Origin of the sequence: Rhizobium sp. Pop5 (assembly GCF_024721175.1) — a bacterium.
Taxonomy (GTDB): domain Bacteria; phylum Pseudomonadota; class Alphaproteobacteria; order Rhizobiales; family Rhizobiaceae; genus Rhizobium.
Window position 1 is genome coordinate 312373 of record NZ_CP099401.1, and the last position, 15396, is coordinate 327768.

At 61.9% G+C, this 15396-nt stretch carries 14 protein-coding genes; 6 read left to right on the plus strand and 8 right to left on the minus strand.

Annotation, left to right across the window (positions count from 1 at the left end):
• Genes NE852_RS27220 through NE852_RS27235 form a run of 4 tightly spaced genes read left to right on the plus strand, consistent with a single transcriptional unit; the run spans position 1 to position 3974 of the window.
• Entirely contained in the window at positions 1 to 1146 is a 1146-nt protein-coding gene (locus tag NE852_RS27220) for an extracellular solute-binding protein (RefSeq protein ID WP_258156864.1), read from the plus strand.
• Positions 1146 to 2036, plus strand: coding sequence for an ABC transporter permease (locus NE852_RS27225; protein ID WP_258156865.1), 891 nt, complete (start codon positions 1146 to 1148; stop codon positions 2034 to 2036). The genes NE852_RS27220 and NE852_RS27225 overlap by 1 nt, the downstream gene beginning before the upstream one ends.
• Positions 2033 to 2860 (plus strand): ABC transporter permease, encoded by an 828-nt coding sequence (locus NE852_RS27230; protein ID WP_008536751.1) that lies wholly within the window; start codon positions 2033 to 2035, stop codon positions 2858 to 2860. The genes NE852_RS27225 and NE852_RS27230 overlap by 4 nt, the downstream gene beginning before the upstream one ends.
• 34 nt (positions 2861 to 2894) lie before the next feature.
• Positions 2895 to 3974 carry an ABC transporter ATP-binding protein gene (locus NE852_RS27235; RefSeq protein ID WP_258156866.1) on the plus strand — a complete coding sequence of 360 codons (1080 nt, stop codon included), beginning with the start codon at positions 2895 to 2897 and terminating at the stop codon, positions 3972 to 3974.
• A gap of 5 nt (positions 3975 to 3979) precedes the next feature.
• Here the strand turns inward: NE852_RS27235 and NE852_RS27240 are convergent, their stop codons facing one another.
• From NE852_RS27240 to NE852_RS27270, 7 genes are all read right to left on the minus strand, one after another.
• Complete coding sequence (locus NE852_RS27240; RefSeq protein ID WP_008529823.1) at positions 3980 to 4813, minus strand: inositol monophosphatase family protein; 834 nt, start codon at positions 4811 to 4813, stop codon at positions 3980 to 3982.
• 113 nt (positions 4814 to 4926) lie between these two features.
• A complete protein-coding gene (locus tag NE852_RS27245; protein WP_008529824.1) occupies positions 4927 to 5997 on the minus strand; it encodes an ABC transporter ATP-binding protein in 1071 nt (356 codons plus the stop codon).
• Positions 5994 to 6821, minus strand: coding sequence for a carbohydrate ABC transporter permease (locus NE852_RS27250; RefSeq protein ID WP_008529825.1), 828 nt, complete (start codon positions 6819 to 6821; stop codon positions 5994 to 5996). The genes NE852_RS27245 and NE852_RS27250 overlap by 4 nt, the downstream gene beginning before the upstream one ends.
• Complete coding sequence (locus NE852_RS27255) at positions 6818 to 7720, minus strand: carbohydrate ABC transporter permease (protein WP_008529826.1); 903 nt, start codon at positions 7718 to 7720, stop codon at positions 6818 to 6820. Before NE852_RS27255 ends, NE852_RS27250 begins: the two co-directional genes overlap by 4 nt.
• Before the next feature lie 263 nt (positions 7721 to 7983).
• Entirely contained in the window at positions 7984 to 9216 is a 1233-nt protein-coding gene (locus tag NE852_RS27260; RefSeq protein WP_008529827.1) for a sugar ABC transporter substrate-binding protein, read from the minus strand.
• Between the two features lie 63 nt (positions 9217 to 9279).
• On the minus strand, positions 9280 to 10182 hold the full coding sequence (locus NE852_RS27265) for a sugar phosphate isomerase/epimerase (protein WP_008529828.1): 903 nt from the start codon (positions 10180 to 10182) through the stop codon (positions 9280 to 9282).
• 11 nt (positions 10183 to 10193) lie between these two features.
• Positions 10194 to 11228, minus strand: coding sequence for a Gfo/Idh/MocA family protein (locus NE852_RS27270; protein WP_008529830.1), 1035 nt, complete (start codon positions 11226 to 11228; stop codon positions 10194 to 10196).
• Between the two features lie 136 nt (positions 11229 to 11364).
• Here NE852_RS27270 and NE852_RS27275 point away from each other — a divergent pair, with 136 nt between their 5' ends.
• A complete protein-coding gene (locus NE852_RS27275) occupies positions 11365 to 12459 on the plus strand; it encodes a substrate-binding domain-containing protein (RefSeq protein ID WP_008529832.1) in 1095 nt (364 codons plus the stop codon).
• 55 nt (positions 12460 to 12514) lie between these two features.
• On the opposite strand, the gene NE852_RS27280 is transcribed toward NE852_RS27275, so the two are convergent.
• Positions 12515 to 13852 (minus strand): LLM class flavin-dependent oxidoreductase, encoded by a 1338-nt coding sequence (locus NE852_RS27280; RefSeq protein ID WP_008529834.1) that lies wholly within the window; start codon positions 13850 to 13852, stop codon positions 12515 to 12517.
• Between the two features lie 317 nt (positions 13853 to 14169).
• Between NE852_RS27280 and NE852_RS27285 the strand changes: the two genes are divergently transcribed.
• Entirely contained in the window at positions 14170 to 15387 is a 1218-nt protein-coding gene (locus NE852_RS27285) for an SfnB family sulfur acquisition oxidoreductase (RefSeq protein WP_008529835.1), read from the plus strand.
• The last annotated feature ends 9 nt before the right edge of the window (positions 15388 to 15396 follow it).

The window sequence follows — 15396 nt, forward strand, 5'->3', positions numbered from 1 at the left end:
ATGAACAGGCGTGAATTTCTGATCACTTCGTCGGCTGCGGCCGGTCTTCTGGCGCTTCCGCGTTTCGCATCGGCCGCTGCCGGCACGATCGACCTCTATAGCGGTTCTGATGCCAACATCATCGACCTCTGGAACAACATTATCCGACCGGCCTTCGAAAAGGCCCTTCCCGGTGTTGCCCTGAAGGTGACGGATGCCGGCGACAATAACGGCCTTCGCGCCATCGCCGACCGCGCGCTTGCGGCACTGAAGACGAAGACCGATCCGCAGGCCGACCTGTTCGAGCAGTTCGATCCGCGCCTGCCGTCCGGCGGCATCGACGCCGGCCTCTGGGTCAAATTCTCGGCCGAGAACATCGAAGGCTACGACCATATCAATCCGCTTGCCCTCGATACCTCCTACTCCCTTCCCTATCGCGGTTCGCAGGTCCTGGTCGCCTATGACAAGACCAAGCTCGATCCGAAGGATGCGCCGAAGAGCTGGGAACAGCTCACCACATGGATCAAGGCCAATCCGGGCCAGTTCATCTACAACCGCCCGGACAAAGGCGGCTCGGGCGGCAACTTCGTCCGCCGCGCGATCCATGAGGCCAACGGCCGCGATCCGAAGAAGTTCAAGATCGACAATTACGCTGCCGACTTCGGCACCGAGGCGCTGACGCCGGCCTGGAAGATCCTCACCGATCTCGCTCCCTCGCTCTACGACAAGGGCGCCTATACCTCCGGCAACACTCAGTCGATCCAGCTGCTCGCTCAGGGCGTCGTTACCATGGTGCCGGTCTGGTCGGATCAGGTGCTGCAGGCGATCGCGCAGGGCGTATTGCCTGAGACCACCGGCCTGGTGCAGCTTACCGATCTCGCCCTTTGCGGCGGTTTCTCCAGCATCACGGTGTTCTCGAACGGCGCCAACAGGGATGCGGCGCTGAAGCTCGCCGCCTTCATGCTGACGAAAGAAATGCAGGAAGCGATCATTACCCAGATCGGCGGCTTCCCCGCCGTCTCCTGGGATCACATTTCCGAGGATCTGCGCAAGAAATATGCCGACGTCATTCCGTCGACCATCCCGACCTTCCCGGGCGGCGATTGGGAAAAGGCGATCAATGACGGCTGGTACCGTAGCGTCGCTCCCGGCATCAGCCGTACCTGATGTCCACTGACACTGCGCCGGCGGTTTTGCGCCGTCATCGGTCCATCAACAGGGGGAGCTCAATCGGGCTCCTCCTTGTCGCCCTGCCGGTCTTCCTGCTCGCATGGCTGATCATCTTTCCGATCTTTTCGGCGGTCGTCGGCACGATCTTCGTTCGCGGGCCTGACGGAGCGACCGAATTTTCGCTTGCCTCCTACCGCTTCTTCTTCACCGACGGGTACAGCCTCAGCAATCTGTGGGTGACGCTCTGGACCACCGCCGTCTGCGGCATCCTGCTTCTCGCGATCGGTCTTCCGATTGCGCTTTACCTCCGTTTCTCACAGGGGCGCCTGGCGGCTTACGTGCAGGGGCTGGCGATCTTCCCGATGTTCGTGCCGTCGATCATCCTCGCCTATGCGCTGATCAGGACAATCGGGCCGAACGGCACCGTCGATCTGCTGCTGAATTCAATCGGCATGCCCAAACTGCGCACGCCCTATCTGACGCCCTGGGGGCCGGTCATCGGTCTCGTCTGGGACAATCTTCCGCTCACGGTGCTGATGCTGACAGCCGGGCTCTCCTCCGTTTCGAACAGCGCCATCGAGGCCGCCCGCGATGTCGGCGCAAGGCCGCTTCGGGTCTTCGTCTCGATCATTCTGCCGCGCATGGGAAACTCGCTGCTGGTCACCGCGTCCTTCGCCGTGCTCGGCATCTTCTCCGCCTTCACCCTTCCCTATGTGCTCGGTCCTGCATCGCCTGAAATGATGGGACCGTTCATGCAGCGCACTTTCGCCGATATGAATGACCCGTTGAACGCCATGACACAGGCCGTCATCACCTTCGGATTCTGCCTGGTCTTCGGCATCTTCTATATCAGGTCGATCGCCCGCAACCGCGAGGCCAGGCCATGAGCGTGAGCAGATCCGTCACCGCCCTCCGCTTCGATTGGATAGGCATGCTCTTCGCATGCCTGTTGACGCTGTTCATCGCGCTGCCGCTCATCGTTGTGGGAACATGGGCCTTCACCGAGGTCTGGCGTTATCCCTCGCTGATCCCGCAGCAGTTTGGTCTGCGATTCTGGGGCCAGACGCTGGCGCGGGGCGATGTCTGGGACGCTCTCTTCCTCAGCCTGCGGCTGACGGCGACGGTGACCTTTCTTTCCGCAATCATCTGCCTTCCCGCGGCTTACGCCTTCGCGCGCATGCGCTTCCCCGGCAGGAACATCCTGTTCCTGTCGTTCCTTGCATCGCATGCCTTTCCGAAATTCGGCCTGCTGGTCGCCATTGCCGGCATCTTTCTGCAGCTCGGGCTGATTAGCACCTTCTGGGGCGTCGTGCTGATTCAGCTGGTCGGCACGCTGATGCTGATGATCTGGATCCCGGTCGCTGCCTTCCAGAATGTCGATCGGCGCATGGAAGAAGCGGCGCGTGATGCGGGTGCTGCGCCGCTGCGCGTCTTCTGGTCGATCACGCTGCCGCAGGCCGCACCGACGATATCAGCAGCTCTGCTTCTGACGTTCGTCGGCACTTTCTACGAGACCGAAGGCGCCTGGCTGATCGGCGCCCCTGAGATCCGCACCATGCCGGTGCTGATGATCAGCTTTATCAACAATCAGATCGTCGTGCAGTACGGCGCCGTGCTCTCCGTCATGCTCTGGGTGCCGTCTTTCATTGCGCTGATGTTTGCGCGCCGCGTGGTCGGCACCGGTGCCTTTGCAAGAGGCTTTGGCGCGTGACACGCCACGCATCGATTCAGGGAAGGATTTGAGAATGGCACATCTGGCGATCGAGGGCGTTTCGAAGCTGTTCGGGACCAGCTTTGCCGTTCGCGACTTCTCGCTCGAAGTCGGCGACGGCGAGCTCGTATGCCTGCTCGGCCCGTCCGGTTCCGGCAAGTCGACGCTTCTCAGGATGATCGGCGGTTTCGAACGCCCGAGCGGCGGCACGATCCGCATCGATGCGAAGGATATGACGAACCTGCCGCCCGAGAGGCGCCCGACCGGCATGGTGTTTCAGAGCCACGCGCTCTGGACGCATATGGACGTCTTCAACAACATCGCCTTCGGGCTGAAACTTCGCCGGCTGTCGAAATCCGAAATCCGTGAGCGCGTGGAGAGTGCCTTAGCGCTGGTCGGCCTCGCTGACTACGGGCGTCGGATGACGACGCAGCTGTCGGGCGGACAGCAGCAGCGTGTCGCGCTTGCCCGCTCGCTGGTGCTCGAGCCGAAGATCCTGTTGCTCGACGAGCCCTTTGCCAGCCTCGATCAACACTTGCGCGAACGGCTGCGGGAGGAGGTGCGCGATATCCAGCAACGCCTCGGCATCACCACACTCTTCGTCACCCACGGCCAGGACGAGGCCCTGGCGCTTGCCGACCGCATCGTCGTCATGCGCGACGGGCGCACCGAACAGATCGCGCCGCCGAGCACCATCTACCGGCAGCCGCGGACGGCCTTCGTCGCAGGCTTCATCGGCTCGATGAATTTCGTCGAGAGCCGCACCAGAAACGGCGTCTGCGAGCATGCGCTCTTTCCGCTTGCCGTTCCCGTCGAGGATGGGCGGGTAACGCTTGCCGCCCGTCCCGAGGCTCTGACGATCCGTCCTTCCGATCGGGCGGATGCCGCGACAGTCCATCGCACGACCGATTTCGGCACCCACAAGATGGTCGATGTCGATCTTGCCGATGGCACTCGCCTGAAGGCGATGGTGCCGCCCGATGTGCGGATCCAGGCCGGAACGAAAGTTGAGCCGAATTTCTCCAGCTTTTTCGTCTTCCGCGACAACGCGCTCGTCCATCAGTCGCTGCCGGCAACGAGCGATGCCGAGGCCGGACGGCTGCTGCCGGTCTAAGCCAATTACGCCTTATTCGAGAAACCTTCCCTGAGCCAAGGATGGACTGCCTTGCTGGCCGCAAGAATATCGCCGCGTCCGTCGACTCCCGCACCGGAAAAACGGGTGACGATGCCGCCGGCCTCTTCGACCATCAGCGCCGAAGCTCCGAAATCATGGATCGAGAGCCCGTCCTCGAAGAAGCCGTCCAGCCGGCCGCAGGCCACATAGGCGATCGACAGGGCCGCCGAGCCGAGGCGGCGCACGCCTGCCGTATTGGCCATCAGGCGCTTGATCGCGTCGAAATAGGTCTCTTCCGAGACCGCCTTGACCTGGCCGGGGATCGGCAACCCGGCGCCGATCAGTACGTTTTCGATGTCGGCGACATCGGCGCAGCGGATGCGCTCGCCGTTGAGATAGGCGCCGCCGCCGATCTCCGCGCTGAAGAGCTCGTCCTGCATGGCGTCATAAACGACGCCGGCGACGAGCCTGCCGCCTTCGGCGATCGCAATCGTCATGCCGAAATGCGGGAGGCCCCAGGCATAGTTGGTGGTGCCGTCGATCGGGTCGATGTAGATGACCGGCGTCTCCGGCCCGGCCGTACGGTTGCCGACGGCTTCCTCGCCCTGGATGGCATAGTCAGGAAAGGCTCTGCTCACCTCCTCGACGATGATCCGCTCGACGGCGACATCGATCTCGGTCTGATAGTCACGCGGCGCCTTGGCGAGCATTTCCTGAGACGTTCGCCGCCGCAGCGAGGCCCGGGCGGTGTCCCCCGCCTTCAGCGCCGTTTCGGCAAGCACGACGAGGCGGGCCGAAGCATTGGGGGAAAGACGCGCTGATATCGGGGAGGATGTCATGTTGAAAATCCGGATGCGGCAAATGTGACGGGAGTGAATCGTGCGGAACCACTCCCTTCGCAGAGGCCGATGATGGTTTTATGAAGCTGGCCGCACCCCTCGCCCACGGGATATCATATCAGCCGCTCGGTCGATGCGTCAAAGAGATGGACCTGGGCCGGATCGACCGAAAGGCCGATTATGTCTCCGATCTTGACCCTGTCGCGCCGCGTCTCGACGATCGTCAGTTCTGGCTGGGTCGCCGCGACGATGAAGGTCGACGAGCCGGTCGATTCGACGAAGGCGATCGGCACGTCGAAGCTGCCGTGGCCGGGTGCCACGACCTCGATATGCTCCGGCCGGATACCGGCAACGAGCTTCCGTCCCGGCTCGACGGCACGTGCTATCGCAAGTTTCTGCTTCACCGCGCCGAAATCCAGGATCAGGCTCTTGCCGTCTTCAGCGACGATCGCGGGAATGAAATTCATCGCTGGCGAACCGATGAAGCCCGCGACGAAACGGTTTGCCGGCCGGTCGTAGAGATCAAGCGGCGCGCCCTGCTGTTCGATGATACCGTCGCGCATCACCACCACATGGTCTGCCATCGTCATCGCTTCGACCTGGTCGTGCGTGACGTAAACGAAGGTCGCGTTCAGCCGGTCGTGCAGCGCCCGGATTTCCTTGCGCATGTGAACGCGCAACGCCGCGTCGAGGTTGGAGAGCGGCTCGTCGAACAGGAAGGCCTTGGGATGGCGGATGATGGCGCGGCTCATGGCGACGCGCTGGCGCTGGCCGCCGGAAAGCTCGCGCGGATAGCGCTTCAGGAGATGCGAAAGACCTGTCGTTGCCGCCACGTCCTCGGCCGCCTTTTTAGCTTCGGCTTTGGCGGTGCCGCGGATGCGCAGGCTGTAGGTCAGGTTCTCCTCGACCGTCATGTGGGGATAAAGCGCATAGGACTGGAAGACCATGGCGACATCGCGCTTGCGCGGCGGCACGCCGTTCATCAGCTCGCCGGCAATCCTGAGATCGCCGGTCGAAATGCTTTCGAGTCCGGCAAGCGAGCGCAGCAGCGTGGACTTGCCGCAGCCCGAGGGGCCGACAAGTGCGACGAAGGTGCCCTTGTCGATCGACAGGTCGATGTTTTTCAGGGCATGGAAGGCGCCGTAATATTTGTTGACGCCTCTGAGCTCGATCTGCGTGGTCATTTGAGGGCTCCAGAGGTGAGGCCGGATACGATGCGGCGCTGCAAGAGAACGAAGATGGCAAGGATCGGCGTCACGTACATCGTGGCGTAGGCCATGATGTTGTTCCACTCGTTGGTGTTCGGCCCCATGAAGGAGTTGAGGCCGACACTTGCCGGCTGAAGCTCGGCCGCCTGGATCATCGACTTCGAATAGACGAATTCGCCGAAGGCCTGCATGAAGATCAGGATGGCGCTGACAAGGATGCCGTTGCGGGCAAGCGGCAGCACGATGTTGAAGAAGGCGCCGACGCGCGAATTGCCGTCGACGAGAGCCGCCTCCTCCAGTTCCTGGGGAACGCTCATGAAAGTGGCGCGCACCAGGACGACGAAGAAGGGCATGCTCTTTGCCGCAATCGCGATGATGACGGCAAGGCGCGGATAAGAAAGCATGCCGATCTGCGAGAAACCGACGAAGATCGGCGTGATCATCAGCGAGGCAGGCAGAACCTGCAGCATCAGGATCAGGAACAGGCCCACATCGACCCAGACATTGCGGTATCTGGCGAGCACATAGGCGCAGCCGACGCCGAGCAGAGCGATGAGCGCCATGGAGCCGAGAGCGATGACCAGCGAATTCCAGAGATAGCGGCCCATGTCGCGGCTTTCCCAGACATAGGAATAGGTACTCCATTGGGGTGCTGCCGGCCAGAAGCTCGGCGGCGTCGCGAACATCTCCGAGCCGCTTTTCAGCGCCGTGATGTACATCCAGTAGAGCGGGAAGAGATAGATCGCCGCCATCACGATCGATATTGCGAGCATCAGGCGGTCGCGGTTGGTCGTATTCATCCGCGCACCTCGTGGCGTGTGGACCGGACATAGACGACGGACGCGAACATGACGAAGACGATCATGATGACGGAGATCGTCGCGCCCTTGGCGAAGTCATATTGCCGGAAGGAGAGATCCCAGGCCCAGTATTGCGTGACGTTCGACGAATTGTTCGGCCCGCCCGAGGTGATCGCGGCAAAAAGGTCGAACTGCTGCAGGGTGAAGATCAGGCCGAGCGAGACAATGGCGCCGATGGTCGAGCGCATCATAGGCAGCGTGATCGTCCAGAAACGCTGCCAGACATTGGCGCCGTCGAGTTCGGCCGCCTCGTAGAGATCTGCCGGAATGCCGGCGAGACCGACGGACAGCAGGATCATATTGAACGAGGTGCCGAGCCAGATATTGGCGATGATGACGGCATAGAGCGAATAATGCGGGTCCGAGCGCCAGAAAATGTTGGCGGAGATGATGCCGCTTTCCTTCAGAATGAAATTCAGCACGCCGAAATCGCCCGAAAGAATCCAGTTCCAGATGGCGCCGACGACGAGACCGGGCATGATCCACGAGACGAGGAACAGGCCGCGCATCCACGAGGCGCCGGGAAAATTGACCCAGAAGAACAGTGCCAGGCCGAAACCGATCAGGAACTGGCCGGCGATGGAGCCGGTGACGAAGATGATGGTGTTGTAGAGGATCGGCAGTGTTTCGGGCTGCGCGAAGAGGTCGGTGTAATTCTTGAAGCCGACAAAGGGACGCGAGAAGGTGCCGAGGCTGAACATGTCGACCTCCTGGAAGCTCATCACGACATTGTAGATGAGCGGCAGCCCCGCCATCAGAAACAGAAAGCCAAGGGGAAATGCGACCAGCACGATGTCGAAACCGCGGCCGTCCCTGACGCTCGTCAGGATCCTCTTCATGAGTCCTCCGATGCTCCGAACGGGGCCGCCTGGCGCATGATGCGGAAGACGGCCCCTGCCGGGAGGAAATGGTTGAATTACTCCTTCTCCCCAGCGGAGGGTCCGAAGGACGGGTCGAGACACGCGGCTCGACCCAGGTACGGATTGCCGAAGGGGAGAGGACAGGGAGCAAGTGGCGCCCCCGGCCCTGCGCTTATGCTTCGGGCGTTCGTCGCTGCAATCGATTCACTGGATCGATTGCTTCGGCTGCGCCGAACCGCTCCTCACCCCAACACAGCCTTGATCTTGTCCGCGGCCTGGTCGAGCGCGTCCTTCGGGCTCATCTGGCCGGTCAGCGCCGCCTGGATGGCGTCCTGGATCGCCTTGGAGATCTTCGGCCATTGCGGATGCGGGCCGCGGGGCTTCGCGTATTTCAGCTGTTCGAGGAAGACCTTGAGGGCGGCATCCTTCAGCGGCTGGCCGGTCTCGGGGATCGAGATGTCGGAGCGAGCCGGAAGCTGGCCGAAGTTCTTGAACATCTTGTCGTCCTGCGAGGCAAAATATTCGAGCGCCTTGAAGGCTTCGGCCGGATGTTTGCTCGAGGCGAAGATTGCCCAGTTGAAGTCGCCCATGGCCGAGGAGCGTTCAGCCCCTTCCTTGGGGATCGGAAGCAGGGTAACGCCCCAGTCGAATTTCGCTTCCTGCAGCATACGGTCGAGTTCCCAGGGACCCGAGATCGCCATTGCGGCGTTGCCGGAGTTGAAGGTGCCTGTGGAATCCCACTGGCCGCGGGTCAGCGTGTCGGGAGAAGCGAGCTTGTCGTCGATGATCGTCTTCCAGATCCCGAGTGCCTTAACCGCGCCGTCGGCATTGATGTGCTCGTAGCTGCCGCCGCCCATCTGGGCCCAGGGGAGGAACTGGAAGGTGCCCTCCTCGTTGGCCTTGGCCGAGAAGGCAAGGCCGTAGACGTTCTTGGCGGGATCAGTCAGCTTGCGCGCATCTTCGACCAGTTCGTCCCAGGTCTGCGGCGGCTTATTCGGATCGAGGCCCTTCGCCTTGAACATATCCTTGTTGTAGTAGAGGGCGATCGTGTTCGTCGCCTTCGGGACACCGAAATATTTGCCATCCCACTCGACCGACTTCAGCGGTCCGGGGAAGTAGTTTTCGGGCTTGATGACCTTCGAGTTCTTGATCATGTCGGTGAGATCAAGGAAGGCGCCGCGCGACGAGAAGAGCGCGTGCTCGGGATTGTCGACGGCGATGATATCGGGTGCCTGGCCGGTCGCGTAGGCGCGCATGGCTTCGGTGACGACGTCGTCGAACTGGATCACCCGATATTCGATGGTGATGCCGTTATGTTGGTCATTGAATTGCTTGACCAGTGTCGGCGCCGGCTGGGTGTCCTTGTCAAGCGACCAGAGCGTCAGCTTGACGTCTTCCGCCTTGGCGGATAGGCCGAAGAGCGAGACGCCTGCGAGCGCCAGAGCGCCGAGAATTGCATATTTGCGGATAGCCATGGTTCTCCTCCTTTGTGGTTATCCCCGTGGGCCGGCAATTCCTCCTTGCCGGTCACGATATTATCAGACCGGATCGACGACGAATTCGCCGCCCCGGGCATGCTTGAGATGGTTCAACGCGTAGACCTGGCCAGTCATCTCAAGTTCGTCGCGATAGACCGGGTCATGCCAGCCTTCGATGTCGATCGAGCCCGACCAGCCGGCAAGGCGCAGTTCGGAAATAATGTCGGTCCAGTTGCTGTCGCCAAAGCCCGGCGTGCGCATGAAGACGAACTTCTCCTTGCCGAAGATGCCGTGTTCCTTGATGACTTCCCAGCGGATGGTCGCGTCCTTGCCATGGACGTGGAAGATCTTGTGCGCCCATTTGCGGATCTGCGGCAGGGGGTCGATCAGGTAGACCATCTGATGGCATGGTTCCCACTCCAGCCCGATATGCTCATCCGGCGTCTCGTTGAACATCAGTTCCCAGGCATCGGGATTGTGCGCGATGTTCCAGTCGCCGCTCGCCCAGTTGCCGTCCATGGCGCAATTCTCGAAGGCGATCCTGACGCCCTTGTCGGCGGCGCGCTTGGCGAGCTCGCTCCAGATTTGCTTGTAGCGCGGCAGGCTGTCGGTCAGCGGCTTGCCGCGAATGCGTCCGGTGAAGCCGGCGACGCAGGTGGCGCCGAAGTGATGGGCGTTGTCGATGCAGTCTTTCCAGCCCTGCAACGTCTCCAGGTCGATCGCGTCTTCTTCCAGCGGGTTGCCGAACATGCCGAGCGTCGAAATGGTGATATCGCGGTCGCCGATCGCATCGAGGCAGCGTTTGCCGAGTTCTGCGAGGTTCTGGCCCTTCGTCGTCTGCCAGAAGAAGGGTTCGAAGCTCTCGAAGCCCAGGCCGGCAATCTGGCCGATGCGCGCGGCGGCATCGCCCTTGTTGCCGCTGACCATGGTGCCGATGCGAATGGATTTTGCAGGGTTGCTCACGTCACTTCATCCTATGCTGAAATTTCGATGCGCCGGCCGCTCTTGGCGCTTTCGATCGCGCCGAAGACCATGGCTAGGCTTCTGATATTGTCGGAATTGACGGTTTCGGGCTGCTTGCCGGTGCGGATCGCCGCAATGAAGTCGGCGATGACGCTCGCGTGGCCGTGAGTTTCCTCGTCCCGCTCCGGACCGGGAACGTTTACGGAGGCAGCGCCGCGCAGAAGGCCGGGCTCTTCGCCGGCGATGGCCGCCTTGAAGGTCTCCTCGCCGTCCCAGGTGAGCATTCCCTTCGAGCCGACAAGCCGCCACTGGCTTTCCCAGCTGGTGCGCTCGCCCTCGGCGCACCATGAGCCGCGGTAGGTGAAAACGATGTCGTCGGAGAATTCGAAGATGGCATTGGCCGAGGCGCCGTGCCTGTACCAGGAACCCTTCGGATTGCGCTCGACGCAGTAGACGGCGAGCGGCTTCCTGTCGGCCACATAGCGCGCCGCATCGAAGGTATGAATCGCCATGTCGAGAAGAAGCACATTGTCCATCTCATCGCGGAAACCGCCGAAGTGCGGCGCGAGGAAGAAGTCGCAATGGATGCCGGTGAGTTCGCCGATCGCACCGCTTTCCACGAAACGGCGCAGGCGACGGACGCCGGATATGAATCGGCGGTTCTGGATGACGGCATGAATGCGGCCGGTCTCCGTCGCAAGATCGATCAATGCGGCACCTTCGGCAAGCGAAGCCGCCATCGGCTTTTCGCTGAGCACGTGGCAGCCGGCCTTGAGCGCCGTGGAAACGACATTATGACGCGCGGAGGGAATGACGATGTCGAAGACCAGATCGGCCTTCGTCTCGGCGATGATGTCGGAGAGATCCGAACCAATGACGGCGTCCTTGAGACCGAACTCGGCGGCGAGCTTCTCAGCCGTTTCCCGGCTCAGGTCGACGAGGCCGACGATGGCGATGGATTCGGCCAGAAGAGGGTTGGACGCAATGGCGCGCAACCAACCCTTGGACATAGCTCCGCACCCGCACAGAATGGCTCTGAATTTCACGATTTCCTCCGAAGGAATGGCGCCAACTCTCCTGGTGACACGCATCCCGTAAACGTTTACGAATGTAGGCGGAAACATTTTGCGATGTCAATAGAGGTCGATTGCGAAAGTGCGGACCGGAGGAAAATCGTCAGCAATGAAAGGCATACGTCAGCTTGCCGAACACCTTGATATTTCGATCGGCACGGTCTCCCGTGCGCTGAACGGCAAGCCTGACGTGAACGAGGAAACCCGCCGGCGCGTGCTGGCGGCGGCAGAGGAACTCGGCTACGTCGCCAATCAATCGGGGCGAAGTCTTCGGCAGGGTGAGACGAAGGTGATTGGCTTGATGATCGAATCGAGCCAGGAGGCAGTCGAAAATGCCGACAACTTCTTCCTCGGCGTCACCAGCGGCCTGCAGAGCGTTTTTGCTCGCCATAAGCTCGACCTCATCATGCTGCCTTGTCCGAGCGACGAGGATCCGCGCGAATATCTAAAGCGCATGGTGGCGCGGCGCGTCGTCGACGCGATGATCATCTCCAATACGCAGCGCATCGATCGGCGGGTCGATCTCCTCTCGCGGGCAAAGATCCCCTTCGTTGCCGTCGGCCGCAGCCTTTCGGCCAGCAGCTTTCCCTGGATCGACCTCGATTTCGAAGGTGTCGCCGAACGCGCTGTCGAGCGGCTGGTGGCGCGTGGCCATCGCCGGATCGCCATCACCACGCCCTCGAGCGAGGTCAACCTCGGTTACGTCTTTGTCGAGAGCTATCGCCGTGCACTTGAACGGCGCGGCATCGCCTTCGATCCGGCGCTCGTCATCCGTGTCAAGACGAGCGAACAGGGCGGCTATCAGGCGGCCCATGAACTGCTGCTGCTTGATGAGCGGCCAACGGCGGTGATCCTGATCTACGAGCTGATGGCGATCGGCCTTTACCGCCGCCTGATGGAAGCGGGCATTCTGCCCGGCCGCGACCTTGCGGTGATCGGCTTCCGCGATGCACCGCGCGCCCGGTTCCTGCAGCCCTCGCTCAGCTGTTTTCGCATGTCGCTCTACGATCTCGGCGTCGCACTCGGTCAGCTACTCCTCGCCAACATGCCGGCCTATCGGGATTTTTATCCCGATGGCGGCCGGAACATCATCTGGCCGCTGGAACTCGTGCCGGGGGAAAGTGACGCATTCGATCCCAGGACGGGGGAAAGGGAGTTCGAGCCGCAGCGCTTGAGCTTCGGCGACAGGACCGTCGAGTTCTGAACGGCATCCTCCCCGATACGAATATCGTTTCGGTCGCGACGCCCGCAGCAGTGCCTCATGCTTCCGATACAAAGAACCGATTTTCCGGCCTCGGCAGTCCGAGATGCTCGCGCAGCGTCGTGCCGTCATATTCACTACGGAACAAGCCGCGGCGCTGAAGCTCGGGAACCAGCCGCTCGGTGACGTCAAGGAGACCTTGCGGCAGATAGGGGAAGACGACATTGAAGCCGTCCGAGCCCTCCTCATCAAGCCATCGCTCCATCTCGTCGGCGATGCTGGCCGGCGTGCCGACGAAGGCAAGGCCGGCATAGCCCCCGTAACGCTGCGCCAGCTGGCGAACGGTCAGCTTTTCCTCGGCGGCGAGTTTCAACACCTGCGCCCGGCCGGTCTTGCTTGCATTGGTCTCGGGAATATCGGCCGGCAGCGGCGCGTCGGGATCGAAACCCGAGGCATCGTGGCCGAGCGCGATCGAGAGCGAGGCGATGGCACTGTCGTAGTGCACCAGGCTGTCGAGGGTAGCGCGTTTGGCGCGCGCCTCCTCGATACTGTCTCCGACGATAACGAAGGCGGCGGGCAGGATCTTCAGATGGTCGCGATTGCGGCCGATCGCTTCCATGCGACCCTTGATATCGGCATAAAGCGCCTTGCCGGCTGCAAGATCGCGCGGCGAACAGAAGACCATCTCGGCGGTTTCGGCCGCGAGTTGGCGACCCGGATCCGACTGGCCGGCCTGGACGATGACGGGCCAGCCCTGCGGCGGACGGGCAATGTTGAGCGGTCCGCGCACGCTCAGTTCCTCGCCCTTGTGAGCGAGCACATGCATCTTTTCCGGATCGAAGAACAGACCGCTTTCCCGGTCGCGGATGAAAGCGTCGTCGGCGAAGCTGTCCCAGAGGCCGGTCACGACATCATAGAACTCGCGCGCACGATGATAACGCTCGCCGTGTTCAATATGCTCATCGAGGCCGAAATTGAGCGCGGCGTCGGGGTTCGACGTCGTGACGATATTCCAGCCGGCGCGGCCGCCGCTGATATGGTCGAGCGAGGCAAAGCGCCGGGCGATGTGGTAGGGTTCGTCGAAGGTGGTGGAGGCGGTGGCGACGAGGCCGATGCGCTCCGTCACCGCCGCCAGTGCCGAGAGCAGCGTGAAGGGCTCGAAGGACGTGACGGTATGGCTGCGCCTCAGTGCCTCGACCGGCATGTTGAGCACGGCGAGGTGGTCGGCCATGAAGAAGGCGTCGAATTTCGCCCGTTCCAGCGCCTGCGCGAAAGATTTCAGATGCGCGAAATTGAAATTGGCGTCGGGGTAGGAACCTGGATAGCGCCACGCGCCGGTATGCAGGCTGACGGGACGCATGAAGGCGCCGAGGCGCAATTGCCGTGAACGGGTCATGATTTTCCTCATGGATCGGGCAAGGCGGCCGCCTACCCCGGGGGGTCTTGCTGCACCGTTGCGGTGGGGCACCGGATATCGGTTACGTAGGAGGCCGCGGAAACCAAATCGAGGCCGGCAGCGGCAATTCTGCGCAGGATTTTCAATTCGTCCCGACTTACGTCCTCATGCGAACAGCTCGACCGCACCACTTAATCGCGTCGGCCGAAAGCTGATAAGCAAACACTTTTCGTTTTCTATCGCATCTATAGAATTTGTGCTCTTATCTCGGCGCTCGAATTCTTTCACCGATAGGACCGTCAGAAGTGGAGACATCGATGAATACCGTGCTCAGGCAAGCAGACCAAATCCGGCCGGTGGCCGCCCGCATTGGCAGCGACGAGGAGGCGATCGCGACCGCCCGCCGGTTGGCGGAAGGCTTTGCTGCTCGTGCCGCCGAGCGCGACGCCGACCGGGTGCTGCCTTTTGCCGAACTCGATCTTCTCGCGCAGTCTGGCCTTCTGGCGGTCACCGTCCCGGCCCAGTATGGCGGGCTCGATGTCTCCAATGCGGTGCTTGCCGAGATCACTGCGATCCTGTCGGAGGCCGACAGTTCAATCGGCCAGATCCCCCAGAACCATTTCTATATTCTCGAAGCCTTGAGGACGGACGGAAGCGAGGAGCAGCAACGCTATTTCTTCGGCCGCGCGCTGGCCGGCGATCGTTTCGGCAACGCGCTTTCCGAGCGCGGCACGAAGACGGTCGGCCACTACAACACGCGCATCACCCGCGACGGACCGGGCTACCGGATCAACGGCCGTAAATTTTATTCCACAGGCGTGCTCTTTGCCGACTGGATTACCATCTTCGCGCTCGACGAGGAGGACCGGCTGACCATGGCCTTCGTGCCGAAGGGCACCGAGGGCGTCGAGATCGTCGACGATTGGGACGGCTTCGGCCAGCGCACCACCGGCAGCGGCACGACCGTCCTCGACAACGTCTATGTCAGCGCCGATTCCGTGGTGTTCCATCACAAGGGCTTCGAACGGCCGACCACGATCGGATCGGTCGGCCAGATCATCCACGCCGGCATCGATCTTGGCATCGCGCGGGCGGCTTTTGCCGAAACGATGGATTTCGTCAGAACGAAATCGCGCCCCTGGATGGACAGCGGCCTCGACCGCGCCTCCGACGATCCGCTGACGATCGCCAAGGTGGGGCAGATCGCCATCCGGCTCGAAGCCGCGACGGCGCTGGTGGAGCGGGCCGGCCACAAGGTCGATGCCGCGCAGGTCGAGACGACGGAGCAAAAGGTTATCGAGGCAACACTTGCCGTTGCCGCCGCCAAGGTTCTGACAACCGAGGTCGCGATCGAGGCGGCGAATACGCTCTTCGAGCTTGCCGGAACCTCGTCGGTGCAGGTCGGCCTCAATCTCGACCGCCACTGGCGCAATGCCCGCACCCATACGCTGCACGATCCCGTGCGCTGGAAATACCACGTCGTCGGCAACTACCATCTGAACGGCGTGACGCCGCCGAAGAACGGCGCGCTCTAAAATTCGATC